At 57.6% G+C, this 15,201-nt stretch carries 14 protein-coding genes; 1 reads left to right on the top strand and 13 read right to left on the bottom strand.

Annotated elements, in window-relative coordinates; translation table 11 throughout:
* Positions 1-7: 7 nt before the first annotated feature.
* The 6 genes from Thiofri_RS00335 to Thiofri_RS00310 are packed head-to-tail and all read right to left on the bottom strand — an operon-like array spanning position 8 to position 5,813.
* Entirely contained in the window at positions 8-1,015 is a 1,008-nt protein-coding gene (locus Thiofri_RS00335) for a hypothetical protein (RefSeq protein ID WP_143741901.1), read from the bottom strand.
* Between the two features lie 53 nt (positions 1,016-1,068).
* Complete coding sequence (locus Thiofri_RS00330) at positions 1,069-2,148, bottom strand: chain-length determining protein (RefSeq protein WP_009149493.1); 1,080 nt, start codon at positions 2,146-2,148, stop codon at positions 1,069-1,071.
* The gene (locus Thiofri_RS00325) at positions 2,145-2,864 is read right to left on the bottom strand and encodes an ABC transporter ATP-binding protein (RefSeq protein WP_009149492.1); all 720 of its coding nucleotides are present in this window, start codon (positions 2,862-2,864) and stop codon (positions 2,145-2,147) included. The genes Thiofri_RS00330 and Thiofri_RS00325 overlap by 4 nt, the downstream gene beginning before the upstream one ends.
* Entirely contained in the window at positions 2,861-3,643 is a 783-nt protein-coding gene (locus tag Thiofri_RS00320; RefSeq protein WP_009149491.1) for an ABC transporter permease, read from the bottom strand. Before Thiofri_RS00320 ends, Thiofri_RS00325 begins: the two co-directional genes overlap by 4 nt.
* Positions 3,644-3,654: 11 nt before the next feature.
* Positions 3,655-5,382, bottom strand: a complete 1,728-nt coding sequence (locus tag Thiofri_RS00315; protein ID WP_009149489.1) for a polysaccharide biosynthesis/export family protein — start codon at positions 5,380-5,382, stop codon at positions 3,655-3,657.
* Positions 5,379-5,813, bottom strand: a complete 435-nt coding sequence (locus tag Thiofri_RS00310; protein WP_190275820.1) for a DVU3141 family protein — start codon at positions 5,811-5,813, stop codon at positions 5,379-5,381. The genes Thiofri_RS00315 and Thiofri_RS00310 overlap by 4 nt, the downstream gene beginning before the upstream one ends.
* Positions 5,814-6,056: 243 nt before the next feature.
* Between Thiofri_RS00310 and Thiofri_RS00305 the strand changes: the two genes are divergently transcribed.
* Positions 6,057-6,515 carry a hypothetical protein gene (locus tag Thiofri_RS00305; RefSeq protein WP_009149487.1) on the top strand — a complete coding sequence of 153 codons (459 nt, stop codon included), beginning with the start codon at positions 6,057-6,059 and terminating at the stop codon, positions 6,513-6,515.
* A gap of 13 nt (positions 6,516-6,528) precedes the next feature.
* On the opposite strand, the gene Thiofri_RS00300 is transcribed toward Thiofri_RS00305, so the two are convergent.
* The 7 genes from Thiofri_RS00300 to Thiofri_RS00270 form a co-directional block, all read right to left on the bottom strand.
* Positions 6,529-7,896: a capsule biosynthesis protein gene (locus Thiofri_RS00300; RefSeq protein ID WP_009149485.1), complete on the bottom strand. Its 1,368-nt coding sequence runs from the start codon at positions 7,894-7,896 to the stop codon at positions 6,529-6,531.
* 336 nt (positions 7,897-8,232) lie between these two features.
* A complete protein-coding gene (locus tag Thiofri_RS00295; RefSeq protein ID WP_009149484.1) occupies positions 8,233-8,481 on the bottom strand; it encodes a hypothetical protein in 249 nt (82 codons plus the stop codon).
* 216 nt (positions 8,482-8,697) lie between these two features.
* Positions 8,698-8,865: a hypothetical protein gene (locus Thiofri_RS00290; protein ID WP_223296747.1), complete on the bottom strand. Its 168-nt coding sequence runs from the start codon at positions 8,863-8,865 to the stop codon at positions 8,698-8,700.
* Between the two features lie 373 nt (positions 8,866-9,238).
* Positions 9,239-9,439 carry a hypothetical protein gene (locus Thiofri_RS00285; RefSeq protein ID WP_009149482.1) on the bottom strand — a complete coding sequence of 67 codons (201 nt, stop codon included), beginning with the start codon at positions 9,437-9,439 and terminating at the stop codon, positions 9,239-9,241.
* A 171-nt stretch (positions 9,440-9,610) separates the two neighbouring features.
* A complete protein-coding gene (locus Thiofri_RS00280) occupies positions 9,611-9,826 on the bottom strand; it encodes a DUF1640 domain-containing protein (protein WP_223296746.1) in 216 nt (71 codons plus the stop codon).
* 216 nt (positions 9,827-10,042) lie between these two features.
* Positions 10,043-13,315, bottom strand: coding sequence for a beta strand repeat-containing protein (locus tag Thiofri_RS00275; protein WP_009149481.1), 3,273 nt, complete (start codon positions 13,313-13,315; stop codon positions 10,043-10,045).
* A gap of 288 nt (positions 13,316-13,603) precedes the next feature.
* Positions 13,604-14,635 carry a DUF4214 domain-containing protein gene (locus Thiofri_RS00270; RefSeq protein ID WP_009149480.1) on the bottom strand — a complete coding sequence of 344 codons (1,032 nt, stop codon included), beginning with the start codon at positions 14,633-14,635 and terminating at the stop codon, positions 13,604-13,606.
* Positions 14,636-15,201: the final 566 nt, after the last annotated feature.

Below are 15,201 nucleotides of genomic sequence, written 5' to 3'. Positions count from 1 at the left end.
AACCCCCTTAACCTGAACTCACGGCTGACTGTTCGAGTTTTGCGAGCCGCTGATCGAAGTTGACCAGAAACCCGGCGACGATGTCCATGAGATCGTCCGCGTCGACTGGAATGTTGTTTAAGTCGAGATGAGGCGATGCTTGGTAAGGCGGAAATGCCTCCCCGTGGGTGTAGTGCTCCGCCAGAAGCTGATTCTGCTCGGCGAAGTAGTCCAGTACGGTCTCCGTCATCGCGGGCGCTAGGAGGTGGTGCCTTTCATAGGGGCGCGACCGCCCGGACCCTGCGCTATTGGCGGCGAGGATGTCCGAGAAGCGCATTCTTGGCCGATAGCGATTGGCGGCCAGCATGAGCTTGAGTTCCACTGGCGAGGGGCTGGGATTCACCGCCGGCTGCGGTGCCACCCACTTCGGGCAGTGGCCTAACAGCTTGGCGAGAAAATCCCCCGCGATCCCTTTTGGGTGCCTTTGGGTGGCCTCATAAAGGCCAACAATCAGATTACCGGCGCCGAACAGTTGCTCAAATCGCCGGGCGCTATCGTAATACCGGAGCAGTACGTATTCTTGGTAAGTGTCGCGAACAAAGGTTTCCGGATCGCCAGTGTAATGATGGCGCTTGACTTTCTGCATGTAGCCAGAGACGAGCACCTGATCCTGCCGGCGCACGTAGTAGATGCACTTAGCCTGGCAGTCTTGCGCACGCAGGTCTTCAAGCAGTTTTCGATAGGCGTCTGTGCCGACAAAGGCAAAGAACTCGGACGACAGGAGGCAGCTTTCTGTCTTTGTGTTGCTGACCGCATCAAGCAGGGATTGATAGAGGGTGCCGTCATCCTGAAAATAGCCTTCATCGGCCTTGTCCAGCATGGAGCGGGACAAAAAACCGGCATTACCAGAGGTGATGCCACCCTTTTTTGCCTGACTCAGGTCGCTCAGCGCGAGGTAGTCAATCCCTTCCGCAAGCAGGCGTTGCCTGTTTTTGGCCAAAAAGACTTGCAGCGCGGATGAGCCACATTTTGGCATGCCCGCATGAATCCAAAGTGTTTTCATTACGCTAAAATGACGCCGCTGTGCGGTTAATCTTTGTGATCCTGAACAATCGCCAGCAGCAGTTGCAACACCAGCCCGGCCAGCGCGGCGAGCAGTGCGAATACAACGATGCGATGCAGCCGCCGGGGGCGGTTGGAGTATTCCGGCAAGGTGGGTGTTTGCAGCACCGAGACTTGTTTCAGCGCACGCATGGCTTCTACCCGGGTGTTTTCAAGCGCTGTCAGGGCGCTGGAATACAGCTCACTGGAAAACTTCATTTGCATGTTCAGCAGATCATACTCGGCTGACAGCCGATTGAGCGCGCCGCCTGAGGCACGCGCGAGCCGCCCGCGCTCTTGCGTCACCTGTTCCCGCACGCCTTGGATTTCGCTTTCGATGCGCAGCATCTCGGGCGCGCGCTCGCTCTGTGACAGACTGAGCGCCGCCTTGCGCGCCTGCAAGCTGGCAAGTTCGCTCTCCAGACCCGCAACGACGGAGCTGATGCTCGCCACGGTCTCGGGCGGTGAAACCAGGCCGTGCTCGTTTTGATAGTCGAGCAGGCGGGTGTTGTCCTCGACCATGCGCAGGCGCGCGACCTCCACCTGGCGCTCAATAAACTGGACCTGTTCTTCGGCCAGGCGATGACCCATGGCGTTCATCTGCGCCTCGCCGGCCTCAATTAAAACCTCAACGATGGCCTGTGCCATGCGCGCATCGAAGGCCTGGGCGGAGATACGCAGCACTTGCGCATATTCGTCAAGCTCAACCGAAAAATACTGGAGCATGTACTGATGAAACTTTTCGGTTGGGACATCCGCCGCCGATAACCGTGATAACCAGTCGATCTTTGGGTTGGAATAGTGCGCACGCAGGTTCAATTCGGCATCCAGACGCGCGAGCATGTCGGTCGAGAGCATGTAATCACGCAGAATCAGCAGGTCGTTATTGGTCTGACCGCTCAGGATAGCGGATAAGCCGGCTTCCGATTTGGTGATCTGCGCGCTGAGCACCACCACATTGGCGTGCGACAGATAGCGGTCAGTCGCGATCAGCGACCAGTAAATGGCGGCGCCAAGGATCGACAGGAGGATCAGCGTCCAGACGGGATTGCGGCGCAGGGCGTTCACGCGGCTTGCCGTTTTGCCGGGGTCTTTGCCGGACGCTTTACTGGGCGTTTGACGCTGTCGTTATAGGCTTTGAGTCCCTCGTTGACATCGTCGAACCACAGCGGTTCCTCACCCTTGCGTAGCCAGAGCGCGGCTTGGCAGAGATCGCGCAGAATCTCCTCCTCGTGCGACACCATGATGACGCTCGCCTGGCCGAGGCGCTCACGAAACACCTGTTTTGCCTTCTCCTTGAAGGCCGCATCGCCGGTGGCGGTGGCTTCATCCGAGAGATAAACGTCGAACTCGAAGGCCAGTGACACCCCGAAGGCGAAGCGGCTGCGCATGCCGCTGGAGTAGGTCTTGATAGGTTGATCGAAGGCTTTGCCGATTTCGGCAAAGTCTTGCATAAAGTCGATGACATCCTTGATGCGGTCGGTATAACCATGGACACGGGCGAGAAACTTGAGATTCTGCCGCCCGGTCATGGACCCCTGAAACCCACCGCTCACGCCGATCGGCCAGGAGACGCGACAACGGCGGATCACCTCACCGCGATCAGGGTGATCCTCGCCGCCGATTAAGCGCATCAGGGTCGATTTGCCGGCGCCATTGCGCCCGATAATCGCCAGGCTGATGCCTTTGGGCAGGGTGAAATTAACGTCCTGCAACACCCATTCAACAGACTGGCGGTGCGTTTGATTGTGATAGCGCTTGTAGAGGTTTTTGACTTCGATCATTTGGCCTTCAGTCGTCGTTCGAAGCGGGCATGGAGCGCCAGGCCGAGCGCGAGGGAGATTATAATCCAGCGCCACAGATACTCCAAGCTGACTCCCGCGAGCATATGGTAGCCATCAAAGTAGCGCGCGCGCAGCAATTCCAGGCCATGCGCGATGGGATTGTAAAGCAGGTAGTCTAAAATCGCTGGCGGAAACCTTTGCAACGGAAAAATGACGCCTGAGAGAATCAGCAGCGGAAGCATACTCAGTTTGACCAGTCGCTCAAGATCAGGGACTAACCGCACCACGACCGAGACCACCAGGGCGCACCCCAGCCCCAGCAACCACAGCGACAGCCATAGAAAAAAAACCCCAAGCACATCATCCGGCAGGGCATCATTGATGCCAGCCAGCACGGCCACGCCCGCGAGAATCAGCAGGACGATGGTTTGCAGCATGCCCTCCATGGCGTGGCGCACCAGCAGCGGGTCCACTGGCTTGATCTGCCGGTAAGCGAACAGCGCCTGATTGGCCTGGATGGCACTCATCCCGCGCTGGATGGCATTGCGTACCATGAAAAACCCCGTCAGCCCGATAATCAGCCAGGGGATGAATTCCGCACCGATAATTTCGCGCGTGCGTCCGATAAATGTTCGCAGACTGACCATGAATGCGACCATCATGATTGGCTCGCCCAACATCCACAGCCCGCCCATGCGGTCTTGGGTCGTACGAGCGAGCACCTCGCGCATGAAAAGTGCGTGCCAGACGCTCCAGGTGACTTGCCAGGGCGAGCGCATGGTCCCCGATTTTAGAGATCCAGGGCAACTTTCGTGGCGACGGCAATTTGGTACAAAATCTGGGTCAGGGTCTTGGACAGTTCCAGATTCTTCACCGGCACCTTGGGCAGGACCAGGATCTCGTCACCTGGGCGCATGTCAGCGCCCGAGGCCTCCACCACCTCGCCACTTTGGCGGGCAAGCAGGATCTTGCCGCGATCGGCCCGATCAGTAAAGCCGCCCGCGCGGTCAATGTAGTCTTTTGCGCGCAGCCGGTCGGTATACACCATGGCCTGAGGCACGATGACTTCACCACTGACAAAAATGGAATCGGACCGGTTGGGTATGGTAATGACATCTCCATTTTGCAGCCGCACATCCGTGATCTGCCCATTTTTGGCCACTACCAGCCGCCCGCTCACTTCCAGCTCGCGTGCGCGTTTGACGAAGTCTTGAATCAGCTTTGCCTCGCTGACGCGGATATTGGCCTCGTCCACCGTTGCGGATGATGCCCCGAGATAGGCCGTTTCCAGCCGCCGCAGGCTTTCGTTGAGGGATTCACGCTGGCGTTGGGCGACGCTCTCGCGGCGGATGGAGATGCTCTCGACATCGGCGAGTTGCGGTTGCACCGGAATGCTGTCGAGCAGCTCCGTCAGGCGCGCGTCTTTTGGAATGGTGAAGCGCGACGGGCCAATAAAGCTGCCCTCGATCTGCACCACGATGGTATCCCGACGGTGATCCACGGAGAAATCGATGGTGTCGCCATCATGGAGGCGACGCTGGCGCAGATCCGCCAGGGTGAGATATTCCGCAATCGGCCCCTGCTGGCGCATGCCACTGAGCAGCCCGTGGGAGACGCCCGGTCGCAGGCGCACCCAGGCCAGCAGTTGGCGCACCGTCTCGCCGCAGCCGGCGAGTTCGTAGCGATAGGGTTGGGCCACATCACCAAGCGCGGTCACCATGGCGCCCTGGCCCTCGACCACAATGGTGTCGCCCTCCTCGAATTGCAGCCGTGGCAGGCGGCCCTCGAGCAGGAAGGGATAGAGATCAACCCCCGCGATGACCTCATCGCGGCGCTGCACGCGAATGTTGCGAAAGCTGCCGGCGGCGAGATCGACGCCACCGGCCTGGTCGAGATAATTCAAGACCGAATCACTGGGCGTGCCAGAGTAGCGCCCTGGCGAGGGCACGAAACCGGTCACAAAAACGCCAACTGGCTGCACCCCCTGCAGATTGGTATAGACCGAGACATTGTCGGTATAAACCCCGTTGATCGCCTGGCGCACGCGGGCGTCGAGCTGCCCGGCGGAGACGCCTTGCACCGCCACGGGGCCAATCTGGGGAATAAAGACATTGCCCTGCGCATCGACCGGCAGCACCGCGTCGAGCTGCAGAGCGCCCCAGGCGCGCACCGTGACCTGATCGCCCGGCATGACGCGATAGCTGGGGTTCAGCCCCGAGACACGCATGGCGCGAAAGCCGCCCTGGAACAGACTGGCGCCGAAGGGCGGGATCTCGCCCTCGGCCCCCTCCCGCCCAGCAGCGGCAGCTGTGACTGGCCCGTAGTTCATGCTGCGCAACTGCATGCGCGGCGGGCCTTCGAGCGTATCGGCCATGGGCTCGGCCCGCTGCTCGGCCGGGATATCCACGTCCGCGCTGATCCCTTGGGCCGCTGCCGGCGCCATAGCGAACAGCAGCCATGGGAGCAATACCAGGACGCCCCCGACACGGAAGACCGGGCGTAACAGCGGCCATCTCATTGCCCCCGCCCTCCTGGCATAGCGGTTAACGCGCCCTGGTTGAGAACCGGACGACCGTCGATCTGCAGCAGGCGCACTGCCTCCCAGCTTGGCGCTTGCTTTGCCGTTTTTGCGCCATCAGGTTCGCGACAGACTAGCGCCGGCCGCGCCAGCGGGCCCGGCTCCAGTGTCAGCCGCCGGCAGCGCCGCCCGCTCGCCGCCACATAAGGCTGGTGAAATTCAACCATCATCGCCCGGCCCCAGGGGGTTTCCGGCATGGTGCGGGTGGCGCCCGCCGGCGCGGTATCCAGGGCGCGCTGAAAGGTTTCCAGGCCCATTTCCTGGGCGGATCGCTCTTCTCGAACAGCAAAGCTCCCAGGTACGCAGCCGGTTAGTGCGGCAAATGAAAGCCCCCCCAGGAGTAGCAGGCGCGCAACGCGTTGTGAAAGCACTGCAACGGCGGAATGCTCAAGAATAGACATACAAGAGAAAAGACGATGCTTCGCGTTGCTGCCGCCCATCGGCCGCCAGGGACTGACGCGGCACCCATCGCACCGCCTAAACCTGCCATAATAGCAGCTTTGGTGCGGGTTCCGCTGGCTTAAACGCACCCCAGGCCAGGCCAATCCGGTTATTAACCGGCAAGCCACCGAGGCGTGTCAGGCCAACAGCACGGATTTACGCGGGAGACATGGGTGAAAGAATTTTTCGTCGGCCTCGGGCTATCGCTGCTGCTGCTGCCCTTGGCATTGCTTGGCCTGCTGATGCTCGCCTTTTTTGGGGTGATTGGGCGGGTTGAGCGCGCGCGTGCTGGCGTGAGGGCGCTAGACCATTTCGTCAATGCCTCGGTCTTTAACGGTTACTCCTGGGAGTCAATTTCCTCCCACGCCTGGCGCGAGCGCGAGAACAAAGCCTGGGCGCGGCTGGTGGTGCGCTTTGCCGATGTGTTTCAGCCGGATCATTGTCGCCGCGCCAACAAGCGCGAGCAGCATGTGGTGGATTTGATTCTGCGGCGAAAACTGCACGCACAGACCATTGGCCAGCGGCAAACGGCCGACAGCAACCCGCCAGGCCAGTTACAAGCCGGGTCGCCAAGCCGAGCGCAAGCGAAACAGACCCTTAACCCGGCGCCCAAACCGGAACAGCTCACCTAGGCCAGGGGACGCTTTACAGCTCGGACCCAACCTCTAGCGACGCTAAATTCCCTCGCGCCACCGGAGTGACCCGCGCGGCGCCAGTCCCACTCGGCACGGCGCGCGAGGCGGACCCCGCCACCACTCGGGGCAGGGCGTGCTTGGGAATGCTGTCCAAGCCCCAATCGAACTCCAGCTCCGGCGGCCAAATCACACCCGTGTGGTTATTCACATCGGGCAAAGGCCGATAAAAGTTGCCATTGGCTTGATTGTGAGCGCGCAACCAACTGCGAAAGCGAATGTACAGATCATAATCCACCGTGCCGGGGTCGCCCCAAAAGTCATCCAGCTTGCCTTGGAAGGTTAGGCCTGGCATGTCATAAATCGGCGTACCAAGCACGCACAAGGGCGCTTTGTGGAGAATGGACGACAGCCCGACCGTGCTGTTAATCACAACACAGCCAAGGGTATGATTGAGCAGGTCCGGGAGGTGAACATCATGCACATAGAGCACGCGGCCCTGCAAGCCATACTTGGCCGCGCGCCGCGCGATAAATCGGCCATATTCGCGATAGCCGCGATCAAGCGGATGATGCTTGAACACCAGGAAATGATCCGGCGCAGCCCCCCGACTGAAGGACACCAGAACTTGCTCGATGAATTCCTCGATACTCGAGAAATCCGAGTGAATACTAATTTGCGCGTCATTATGGGTTTGTAGCGGCGCGATGAAATAACGCTTGCTCAATGCGCCCGTCAGACGCTTGGCGAGCGGTCGCTCGCGCCACCCGAAATAATGCTTTCGCCACCCGGCGCGTAGCCAGTAGAAGGCTTGGGGGATGGGTGAGAGTGAGCGATGATGCACATAATGCGGAAAACGCCAACCCATCGCCGCATTCGCCAAGGCATAAACGACGGCATGAAAGGCCGCGCGGGAAAAGCCATTCTTCACCTTGCGCGGCGGAGGCTCAACCGGCGCCCTGGGCACATGGCCGCGGTAAAAGGCGGGATCACGCGACAGGGAAGAGAAGTTGTTCACCCCGCCTTTTTCCACCGTGATGAAATCCGGGCGCAGATAACCTTCTTCAAACACATACAAAACGGCCCGCTGCCAGCGGATCACATCGGGCACCCCCAAGTGGTAATGCCGGCAATCGCCAAACAAGAAGACCGCGTCCACATCAAGGCGCGCCAGCAGGCGGCTCAGGTAGTTCGGCCAATCCTCCAGCGTGCCGCGATAGTCGATCGCGTCGTTTGGATAATAGAGCCGATCTCCGGGGCAAAAATTGATTTTAAAAACTTCCGCGCCCGCGGCTTCCAAATCCAGCCTCAACCGCCAGAAAAAAGGCCCCATCGGTCCCTGTAGCAGCAATACCCGTTGACCGGCAAAGGCTGACAGCACGTTTTCAGTTCCTCGTTTCTGGTTGATACGTCCATTGTCAGCAGACACGTCCGGCCTGTTCCCCACTGGGGCTCAGGAAGGGTTGGCCCTCCCCCTGTGCAGCCGCCCATCGCAGCTAGCGCCGAGCCTATTAAGTCCGGTACGAGGATAGCATTCTGCACGACGGTCTGCACCATTTTCTTGTCGTCATTTCTGGTTCTTGGTCATCGGCACTGATCTAGGTAGGCGCACTCCCTTCTCTCGATTCCCCGGAAGGGACTCTAACCCGCTAGAACACGCGGCCTTGCCAGGCCGCACTGACCCCTTTAGCAATCTTTAGCAAACCCTTTAGAACAGTTACGTTGGGAAAAATGCTCTTAACATCAGCGTCACAATGCCTCCTAATACCAAACCAACCATCCATTTCACAACCAGCAGCTCACGCTCTAAGCGGTTGATGTCAGCCTTGGTGGCAAGTTGCGCATCCATCGCTTCGGAAAATGCACTGACCAGTGCTTCTGCCTCTGCATTGGCATGTTCTTCAGCAATGCCTGCAGATTTAAGTTTTTCAACAAATTTTAGGGTATCAGAGGTAATGGTGGTCATGGGTGCTGCTGTTATTTCGGTGCATCTCTGACAAGAATATCACACGCCCAAACAAAAAACCCCGCTCTGCATGAACGGGAGCGGGGTTGAACTTGGGTGCGGGCGTCCTTGCCCTACGGGTCAGAGTGCCAGGCGGGAATTAAGTATGTCCCCATAATCCCCTGGTCTCAGATCCCGGCGGAGTCCCGGGATCAGGCCATTACAATCCCAATTGCTTCAGCACCAAAGGAGCTTCACCAGTGTTGCAAATGCAATGACAGCAGCCATCAACATGGCGCCCATTTTAATGATCAAACGATATTCAAGTTCTCGCAAGCGCATATCCAGATAATTTTTCGTTGCTAAAGAATCCTCAATGATTCGCCGATGTTCAGCAGCAAGCACTTCGGCTTGTTCTTGCGAAAATCCCACAAGTTGAAGTTTTTTACAAATTCATGTGTATCAAAGGTGATCGTCGTAATAATGTGAGCCCCATCAAGGTGCAACACCATTTAAAAACGAAAAACCCCGCCCCGTAAAGACGGAGGCGGGGTTGAATGTTGGGTCGCGGGCGTCCTTGCCCGTGAGGTCAGCTAGCTAGGGTATTGGCTCGAGAATTAATTCGAGCCTGACCCCTTTAGCTCTTTAGCTCCTTTAGCTAGATTTCGTCGGGCGAATCAGTTGTTCGGTGGATGATGCCTGAGATAGTAAATCAGTCCACCGCCGATCAGATTCACCAGTACCAACAGCAGTAAAAGCACCATCACTGCGCTGCTCATCATTCGCCCTCCAAGTCGCGAACAAAGGATAGCACCCAGACCGCTACGAATTCGATATTCACAAATCCCAGAATCGAAAGCACAAGCTGCACCCAGGCGACCGGCTGCGCGATGAGACCGGTATAACCGAAGACTGCGAACTGCGCCAGGGCAATGGCATGCAAGGCAGCGGCGATATGTTTCAGTTGCGCTTTGTTCATCCCATCCATCCTAACAGACCTACCGATCAACTGCTCGCGCCGACATCACTATTGCGACCTTCGTCCTGAACAAAAGCCCCCAACAACCCGGCATGCTCGATTCTGGATGATGTGGTCTAGCTTGTCTGAAATGCCCAATCGAGGCAACGGGATGAGCTCAATTTAGGCTTTCTAAAGGAACTTCACCAGTGCTGCAATGGCAATGACGGCGGCCATCATCATGGCACCCATTTTAATGATCAAACGAGATTCGAGTTCTCGCAAGCGCCTATCAAGATGCTCTTTCGTTACTAAAGAATCTTCAATGATTCGCCGATGTTCAGCAGCAAACACTTCGGCTTGTTCTTGCGAAAATCCCACAGATTGCAGCTTTTTTAACAAATTCATGTGTATCAAAGGTGATCGTCGTCATAATGTGATCCCCATCAAGGTGCAACACCAGTCCATAACGAAAAACCCCGCCCCGTAAAGACGGAGGCGGGGTTGAATGTGGGATCGCGGGCGTCCTTGCCCGTGAGGTCAGCTAGCTAGGGGAATTGGCTCAAATATTAATTCGAACTTGACTCCTTTGCTGATACCTTCCTTTGCTGATAGGTCTTAGATTTAGGCCGCGGCAACAGGATCAGGATCCACATACCCGAAGAAAGCGGGTATGTTCGCACCGTCACCCTCGATCTGGTCCGCTGTGAGTGAGACTCCAGTCAATGTCACCAGCGTATCACCGTTGTCGAAGCTGTTGTCGTCGGTTCCTGTAGTACCACTACCATCATTAAGAGCAAAGTAGGTATTGCCATTGTACAGGATAGCGTCGATAGAATTACCATTAACCTCTGCATCAACCAACTCAATGTTGGAGGCAGTGGCCCCAGATACACCGGCACTGACCAAGAAGGCAGCAGCTTCATCCGCACCTTGCGGCGTGCCCTCTGTTTCGGCATTGGTGTAATTAACCACTTTGGTGGCGAGGCTTTGGTTTGTCTGATCACCTTGGTTAAAGTCAGTAATGGTGATCTTCGTCTTACCAGCCGGGTCGGTAGCGTCATCGCCTCCGAGGAATAGATCATTGCCAAGACCGCCCGTCAAGCTGATCGTGACAGTCGAGTCTTCAGCGGCGGCGGAGGTCATCACGAATACGTCATCTTCGTTGCCGCCCGTCATAGTCGCGGCCTTGGTCACCTTTGCGCCGACGCTGTTTGCGAATAGCTCAGACCCGGTGAAAGTCACGGTCTCAGCATCGATGGCGTCAGTTCGAACACTTTGATTAGCCTGTACGCCAGGGTTTCCAAGATACTTGACGATGTCAACGGTTCCCAGTGCACCAGCCGCATTGACAGTAACGGCCTTGCCAGTGATTACCGAGTCAGCTGGATCTGGAGTTGGTTGGGCTGCTGCAGTATCCATCCCGACCAGAACATCACCCTGAGCACCATTAAGGTTCAGCGTGACATCCTGGTCATCACCCGTTTTGATGCTGCCAATGACAACTCCTTCTGACAAGCCCGAAACGGAGGCGCCGATGCCGTAACCGAGCGACTCCTTACCAATGTCACCCAGCTTTGCGCTGCCGCCGAGGCCGGCCAGGGTCAGATTAGCCATGGCCCCGAACTCGGCCGCACTCGCATCGAATGTGCCCGCGGCGTCAACTGTCAACGACTGAGCCTTGGTGAATACACTGTCTCCTGTAAACTTCGTGTCACCGGCAGCGGACACAGTGACAGCCTGCGCTTCGTTTGCTTTCAGGTCACCTTCAAATCCACTATATTGATCCACGGTCATATCGACGCTGGCGGACTTTGTCAGCGTGACGTTAGTCGTCGCCACTGTTTCCGTCTCCGACGTCCCACCCGTCACATTGAGAGTGGTCGTGCCGGCATTATCGAGCGACACCTTGCCTCCTGCATCTTTCTGTAGATTCAGCTCCATCCCCGTGGCGCCCAAGGTCGCAACATCGACCTCTAAATTCGTACCATCTTGCATCACGACTTGTTGCAATCCAGTGGTCGTTTTTGCGGAAAAAGTGGATTTAGCATTTCCCGTCCCGCCAAACTGAACGGATTCGACGCCGGACATCTGAAATTGCACGGTGCCGATGCTGCCATCGAAAACGAGCGTATCGTCGCCACCTTGGCCGTTGATTGTCACGTCGGCTGCAAAGTCGCCTTGTTTAGCTCGGAATGTATCGTCGCCGGAGCCGCCGTTGACGGTCTTAACACCCGTCGCTTCGCTGAAGTCGATATCCAAGGGCCCAGACATGTTGGTGCCGTCGAAGCTCGTTAGGCCTGTACCAACGTCGGTCATCTTCAGCGAACTGCCGCCATCGACGACAACAGACTTGGCGGAGTCCTTGCCGAGCGCAACAACGTTATCGCCCATGGCGTTGATGTTCAGATTTTCAATCCCATCGGCGTTGATGGTGACTGCCTGTTCCGCCACGCCGGTTGACTCGACAGTGCCAACATTGCTGACCTGGATGTCTTGGGTGTCATTGGTGCCCTTGGTGACATCGGTGGCGTATCCAATGGTTAGGGTACCTGAGGCGACGTCGGTGTAGCTGACATTGGAACCCAGCGTGCCAATGTCGGACAGATTCACTGACCCATCGACGATGTAGTTAGTGACGCCTTCTACGCCCTTGGCCGCGAAGTTAATTCCGCTACCGCCAGCGTTGGTTAGCTTGACGGTTTCGACATTCTTCAGGAAGCCCTCTTCCGAAAAGCCATCGAAACTGCCTTTGAGCTCGACATTGAGGGTGTCATCACCCGCGCCGCCGTCGATCTGGTCGTCGGCGTTCAGCGTTTTCTCTGTGGAAACAAAGGAGGAGACACCGTTGATCGTGTCATTGTCGGCCGACGACAATGACACTTGGTTGTACGCGTCTGGGTCTGCTGGCGCGCTGGGGCCAACCCAATCCATGCCAGTGGTGAGGTCGAAGTCGCCACCAGCCACGCCGATTTTGTAATCGCTTGCGTTTGTTGCTTGTTCGAGCGTGGTTTGCTCGTCGGGCGTGACACTGAAAACGGTGCCAGCAGGATCGGTCAGCGCAAAAGACTCGGCCCCTTCAAGTACGGTAGTCTCGGCGGCCAAGATGTTGGCTCCGGTATCCGCCAGCTTGTAGGTGCCCTCAAAGTTCTCCAGCGCTGTGATGGCCGTGGCCTGCTCGACGGTGGCGGCCGCGGAGAGCGTTACGCCCTTGGCGCCAGTCACGGTCGGCTCGTCAATGGCCGCGGCGATGTTGGTTCCGGTATCTTCGATCGACCAGACAAACAGGCTGTCGATGCTCAGCTTGGCGCTATTGGCGGCGCCGGCAAGGACGGTCTCGACATCGCCGTAGGTGGCGCCGGCGTCGGCGACGCTGACGCTGCCGGCATCGTAGGTGGTGCCAGAGCTAATGTAGTAGGGAGACGCCAAGGTGCCGGCGGCCTGCTGTTCCAGTGCGGTCTCCAGCGAGATGGGCGCGCCAGGCGTGGGAATATCGTTGCCTGCAAGGCTGGTGCCGTCAGACGGAAGGCTGGTGCCACCGATGTCTAACCCTTGGTTGCCCTCGGCGTTGGTTCCGACCTCCAGGAAGGTGGTGCCGTTGTCGAAGTTGATGATGGTGGTTTTCCCGGTGCCGCCTGCGACGCTGACGATGGTGTTCCCCTCCCCGTCCAGGATGAGGAGGGTGGTACCGTTTTGTTTCATGGTCACGTCGGTTGACGCGAGGCCGTTGAGATTGATTTCCGCAACTCCCGCGTCGAGGCCCATGGCCACGCCGCCGGCGGCGATGTTGACGGTAAAGCCGGCGGTGCTGCCGTAGAAGGTAAAGGATTGGTCCGCCCCGATGTTGATCGGATCTTCGGTCGGGACACCATTTTCATTCATTATGAAGTTAGCCATTACGTCGTTCTCCTAAACGATGAGTTTCTTAGCCTGTCTGTTGCCCGCCCAGGAAAATGGCGGCATGAGCAGAGATTATCGGGAATTTTCTACCGCGTCTAGTCTTGGGGCCTTGGCCGTTGGATTTCTCATGAGAGCCTATTCTCAATTTAGAAAAAGTCGCGGTGGATCGGGTTGAAGCGCTAATGCTGTCCGCCGAAAAGGGTCTGCTTACCGGGGCCACTTGTTGCTTCAACCGCCTTGGGCTGAAGCTGCCAAGGTGGCCACGGTAGGCGCCGCTGGTGGAGCTTAGGCGAAGGTTATATCACCGTAGCTGGGGTCCGCGTTGAATTCTTCAACGGTGGTGAAGAAGCCATCGACGCCAACAAGCTGGATGGTGGAGATAATGCCTCCGCCGTTGTCGAACTCGAAGGTGGTGACGCCGCCCTCGACGGAAACGCTGACGTCGTCGGCGGTGACGCCGCCGAACTCCAAACTGTTGGTTTCGCCAAAGTTGGAGATGTCGGAGAAGCTTGCAATATCGACGGAGTCGGTGAACTTCTGCCCGTCGACGGCGGCGACATCAGCCGGCATATCAATGGTGCCGTCGAGCGTGTCGAGGTTGAGGACGTCGCCGCCACCGCCGCCAGCCCAACCGTCGATCAAGGTTTCTGCCGTGCCTACGGTCGCGGGATCCTCGGTTACGGCGGCGATGGACTGAACGGCGTACTGGTAAACCTGCAAACCGTCCAGGTACTTTTGTAGGGCGGCGGCATCCTCGACGTAGGTTGGGGAGGCTGGATCGGTATTCCAGAAGGGTTCCGTGGTGTACTCAGGGTAGTTGGAGGCGTCACCCATGGTGTCGACGTAGTATTGCCCGACGTTGACCTTGTTGTTGGCGACGTCTTGCGCGGCCTGAGCTTCGGCTTTTTGCTCGGGGGTTAGGTTGGCGAAGGCGGGGCTGTCGTAGTCGGCCGTGAGTGTGCCGTAGAGGAAGTCAGCGATCATCACGCTCCGAGCCTCGCCGCCTTCAAGGCGCCCGGTCCAGTACTCCAGGCCGTCGGCGTCGGGATCGCGATCAGTGATGTTGTTGTAGATGGCGGTCACGAACGCGTCGTCGGTCATATCCGCCGGATACTGGACCGCGAAGGTCGGGTAGGTGGCGAAATCCGCGGCGATTGAGCGCATGAAGGTGAGATCTTTGACGTTGTCAGTTGGGCCGGCGCCGAACTGATTCTGTGCGGCGTTCAGCCAGAAGTCGTCACCTTCTTTGTCGGGGGAACGCGCGTACATTCCAGTGTACAATCCGACAATTGCTTGGGAGGTTGTGATATCAGCCATGGTTGAGGTTCCTCGCGTAGTCTGAGCTTTTGGGTGTGAGGGGTTGGAATTGCTTGTTGACCTGCTGGCTTGATCTGTTGGTGGCGCCTTGGCTCACAGACTGTTGGCTCACAGACTTGTTAGGTGCAGGGCCTGCCTTAATCAGGTTGGAACAGGTCAAATTGCTCGATATGTTGATCCTTAAGTCTTTGAAGGCGTGTCGGCTTTTATGGCGTTCGAGCGTAAACGCGCTTTCGTCTTTAGGGCTTTTTTCGGACCATTTGGCTCTAGTGCTGGATGAGCATACCGCAGCTAAAGAGTTTGTTCAATCACTAGAAGCGAAAATACGTCGGGTTATTTGGGTCGGGTAGTGCTTAATGGGCATGGTTGATGGCCTTATTTTGGAAGCGACTCAGGATGTGGTACTGACTGAGATCCAGGATGGTTGCTGTTGGTCCGGCTGCGGCGACGCATTTCTGCATAACCCGGCGTGGATTGCCGCATGACAAACCTCACAGCAGTAATCGGGTTGGGTACAGAGCTGGGTTGTCGAGAGGTTAAAGATACGGGGATCTAAGCACGGCGGC

The sequence above is a fragment of the Thiorhodovibrio frisius genome, assembly GCF_033954835.1.
GTDB lineage: Bacteria > Pseudomonadota > Gammaproteobacteria > Chromatiales > Chromatiaceae > Thiorhodovibrio > Thiorhodovibrio frisius.
The sequence above is the reverse complement of the archived record's forward strand: the minus strand, read 5'-3'. Positions and strand labels throughout refer to the sequence as shown.

Bases quoted from the DNA above. Each gene is read 5' to 3' on its own strand.
- Thiofri_RS00270 (WP_009149480.1), bottom strand. From the start codon at position 14,635: ATGGCTGATATCACAACCTCCCAAGCAATTGTCGGATTGTACACTGGA.
- Thiofri_RS00275 (WP_009149481.1), bottom strand. From the start codon at position 13,315: ATGGCTAACTTCATAATGAATGAAAATGGTGTCCCGACCGAAGATCCG.
- Thiofri_RS00280 (WP_223296746.1), bottom strand. From the start codon at position 9,826: ATGAATTTGTTAAAAAAGCTGCAATCTGTGGGATTTTCGCAAGAACAA.
- Thiofri_RS00325 (WP_009149492.1), bottom strand. From the start codon at position 2,864: ATGATCGAAGTCAAAAACCTCTACAAGCGCTATCACAATCAAACGCAC.
- Thiofri_RS00295 (WP_009149484.1), bottom strand. From the start codon at position 8,481: ATGACCACCATTACCTCTGATACCCTAAAATTTGTTGAAAAACTTAAA.
- Thiofri_RS00315 (WP_009149489.1), bottom strand. From the start codon at position 5,382: ATGAGATGGCCGCTGTTACGCCCGGTCTTCCGTGTCGGGGGCGTCCTG.
- Thiofri_RS00285 (WP_009149482.1), bottom strand. From the start codon at position 9,439: ATGAACAAAGCGCAACTGAAACATATCGCCGCTGCCTTGCATGCCATT.
- Thiofri_RS00335 (WP_143741901.1), bottom strand. From the start codon at position 1,015: ATGCCAAAATGTGGCTCATCCGCGCTGCAAGTCTTTTTGGCCAAAAAC.
- Thiofri_RS00320 (WP_009149491.1), bottom strand. From the start codon at position 3,643: ATGCGCTCGCCCTGGCAAGTCACCTGGAGCGTCTGGCACGCACTTTTC.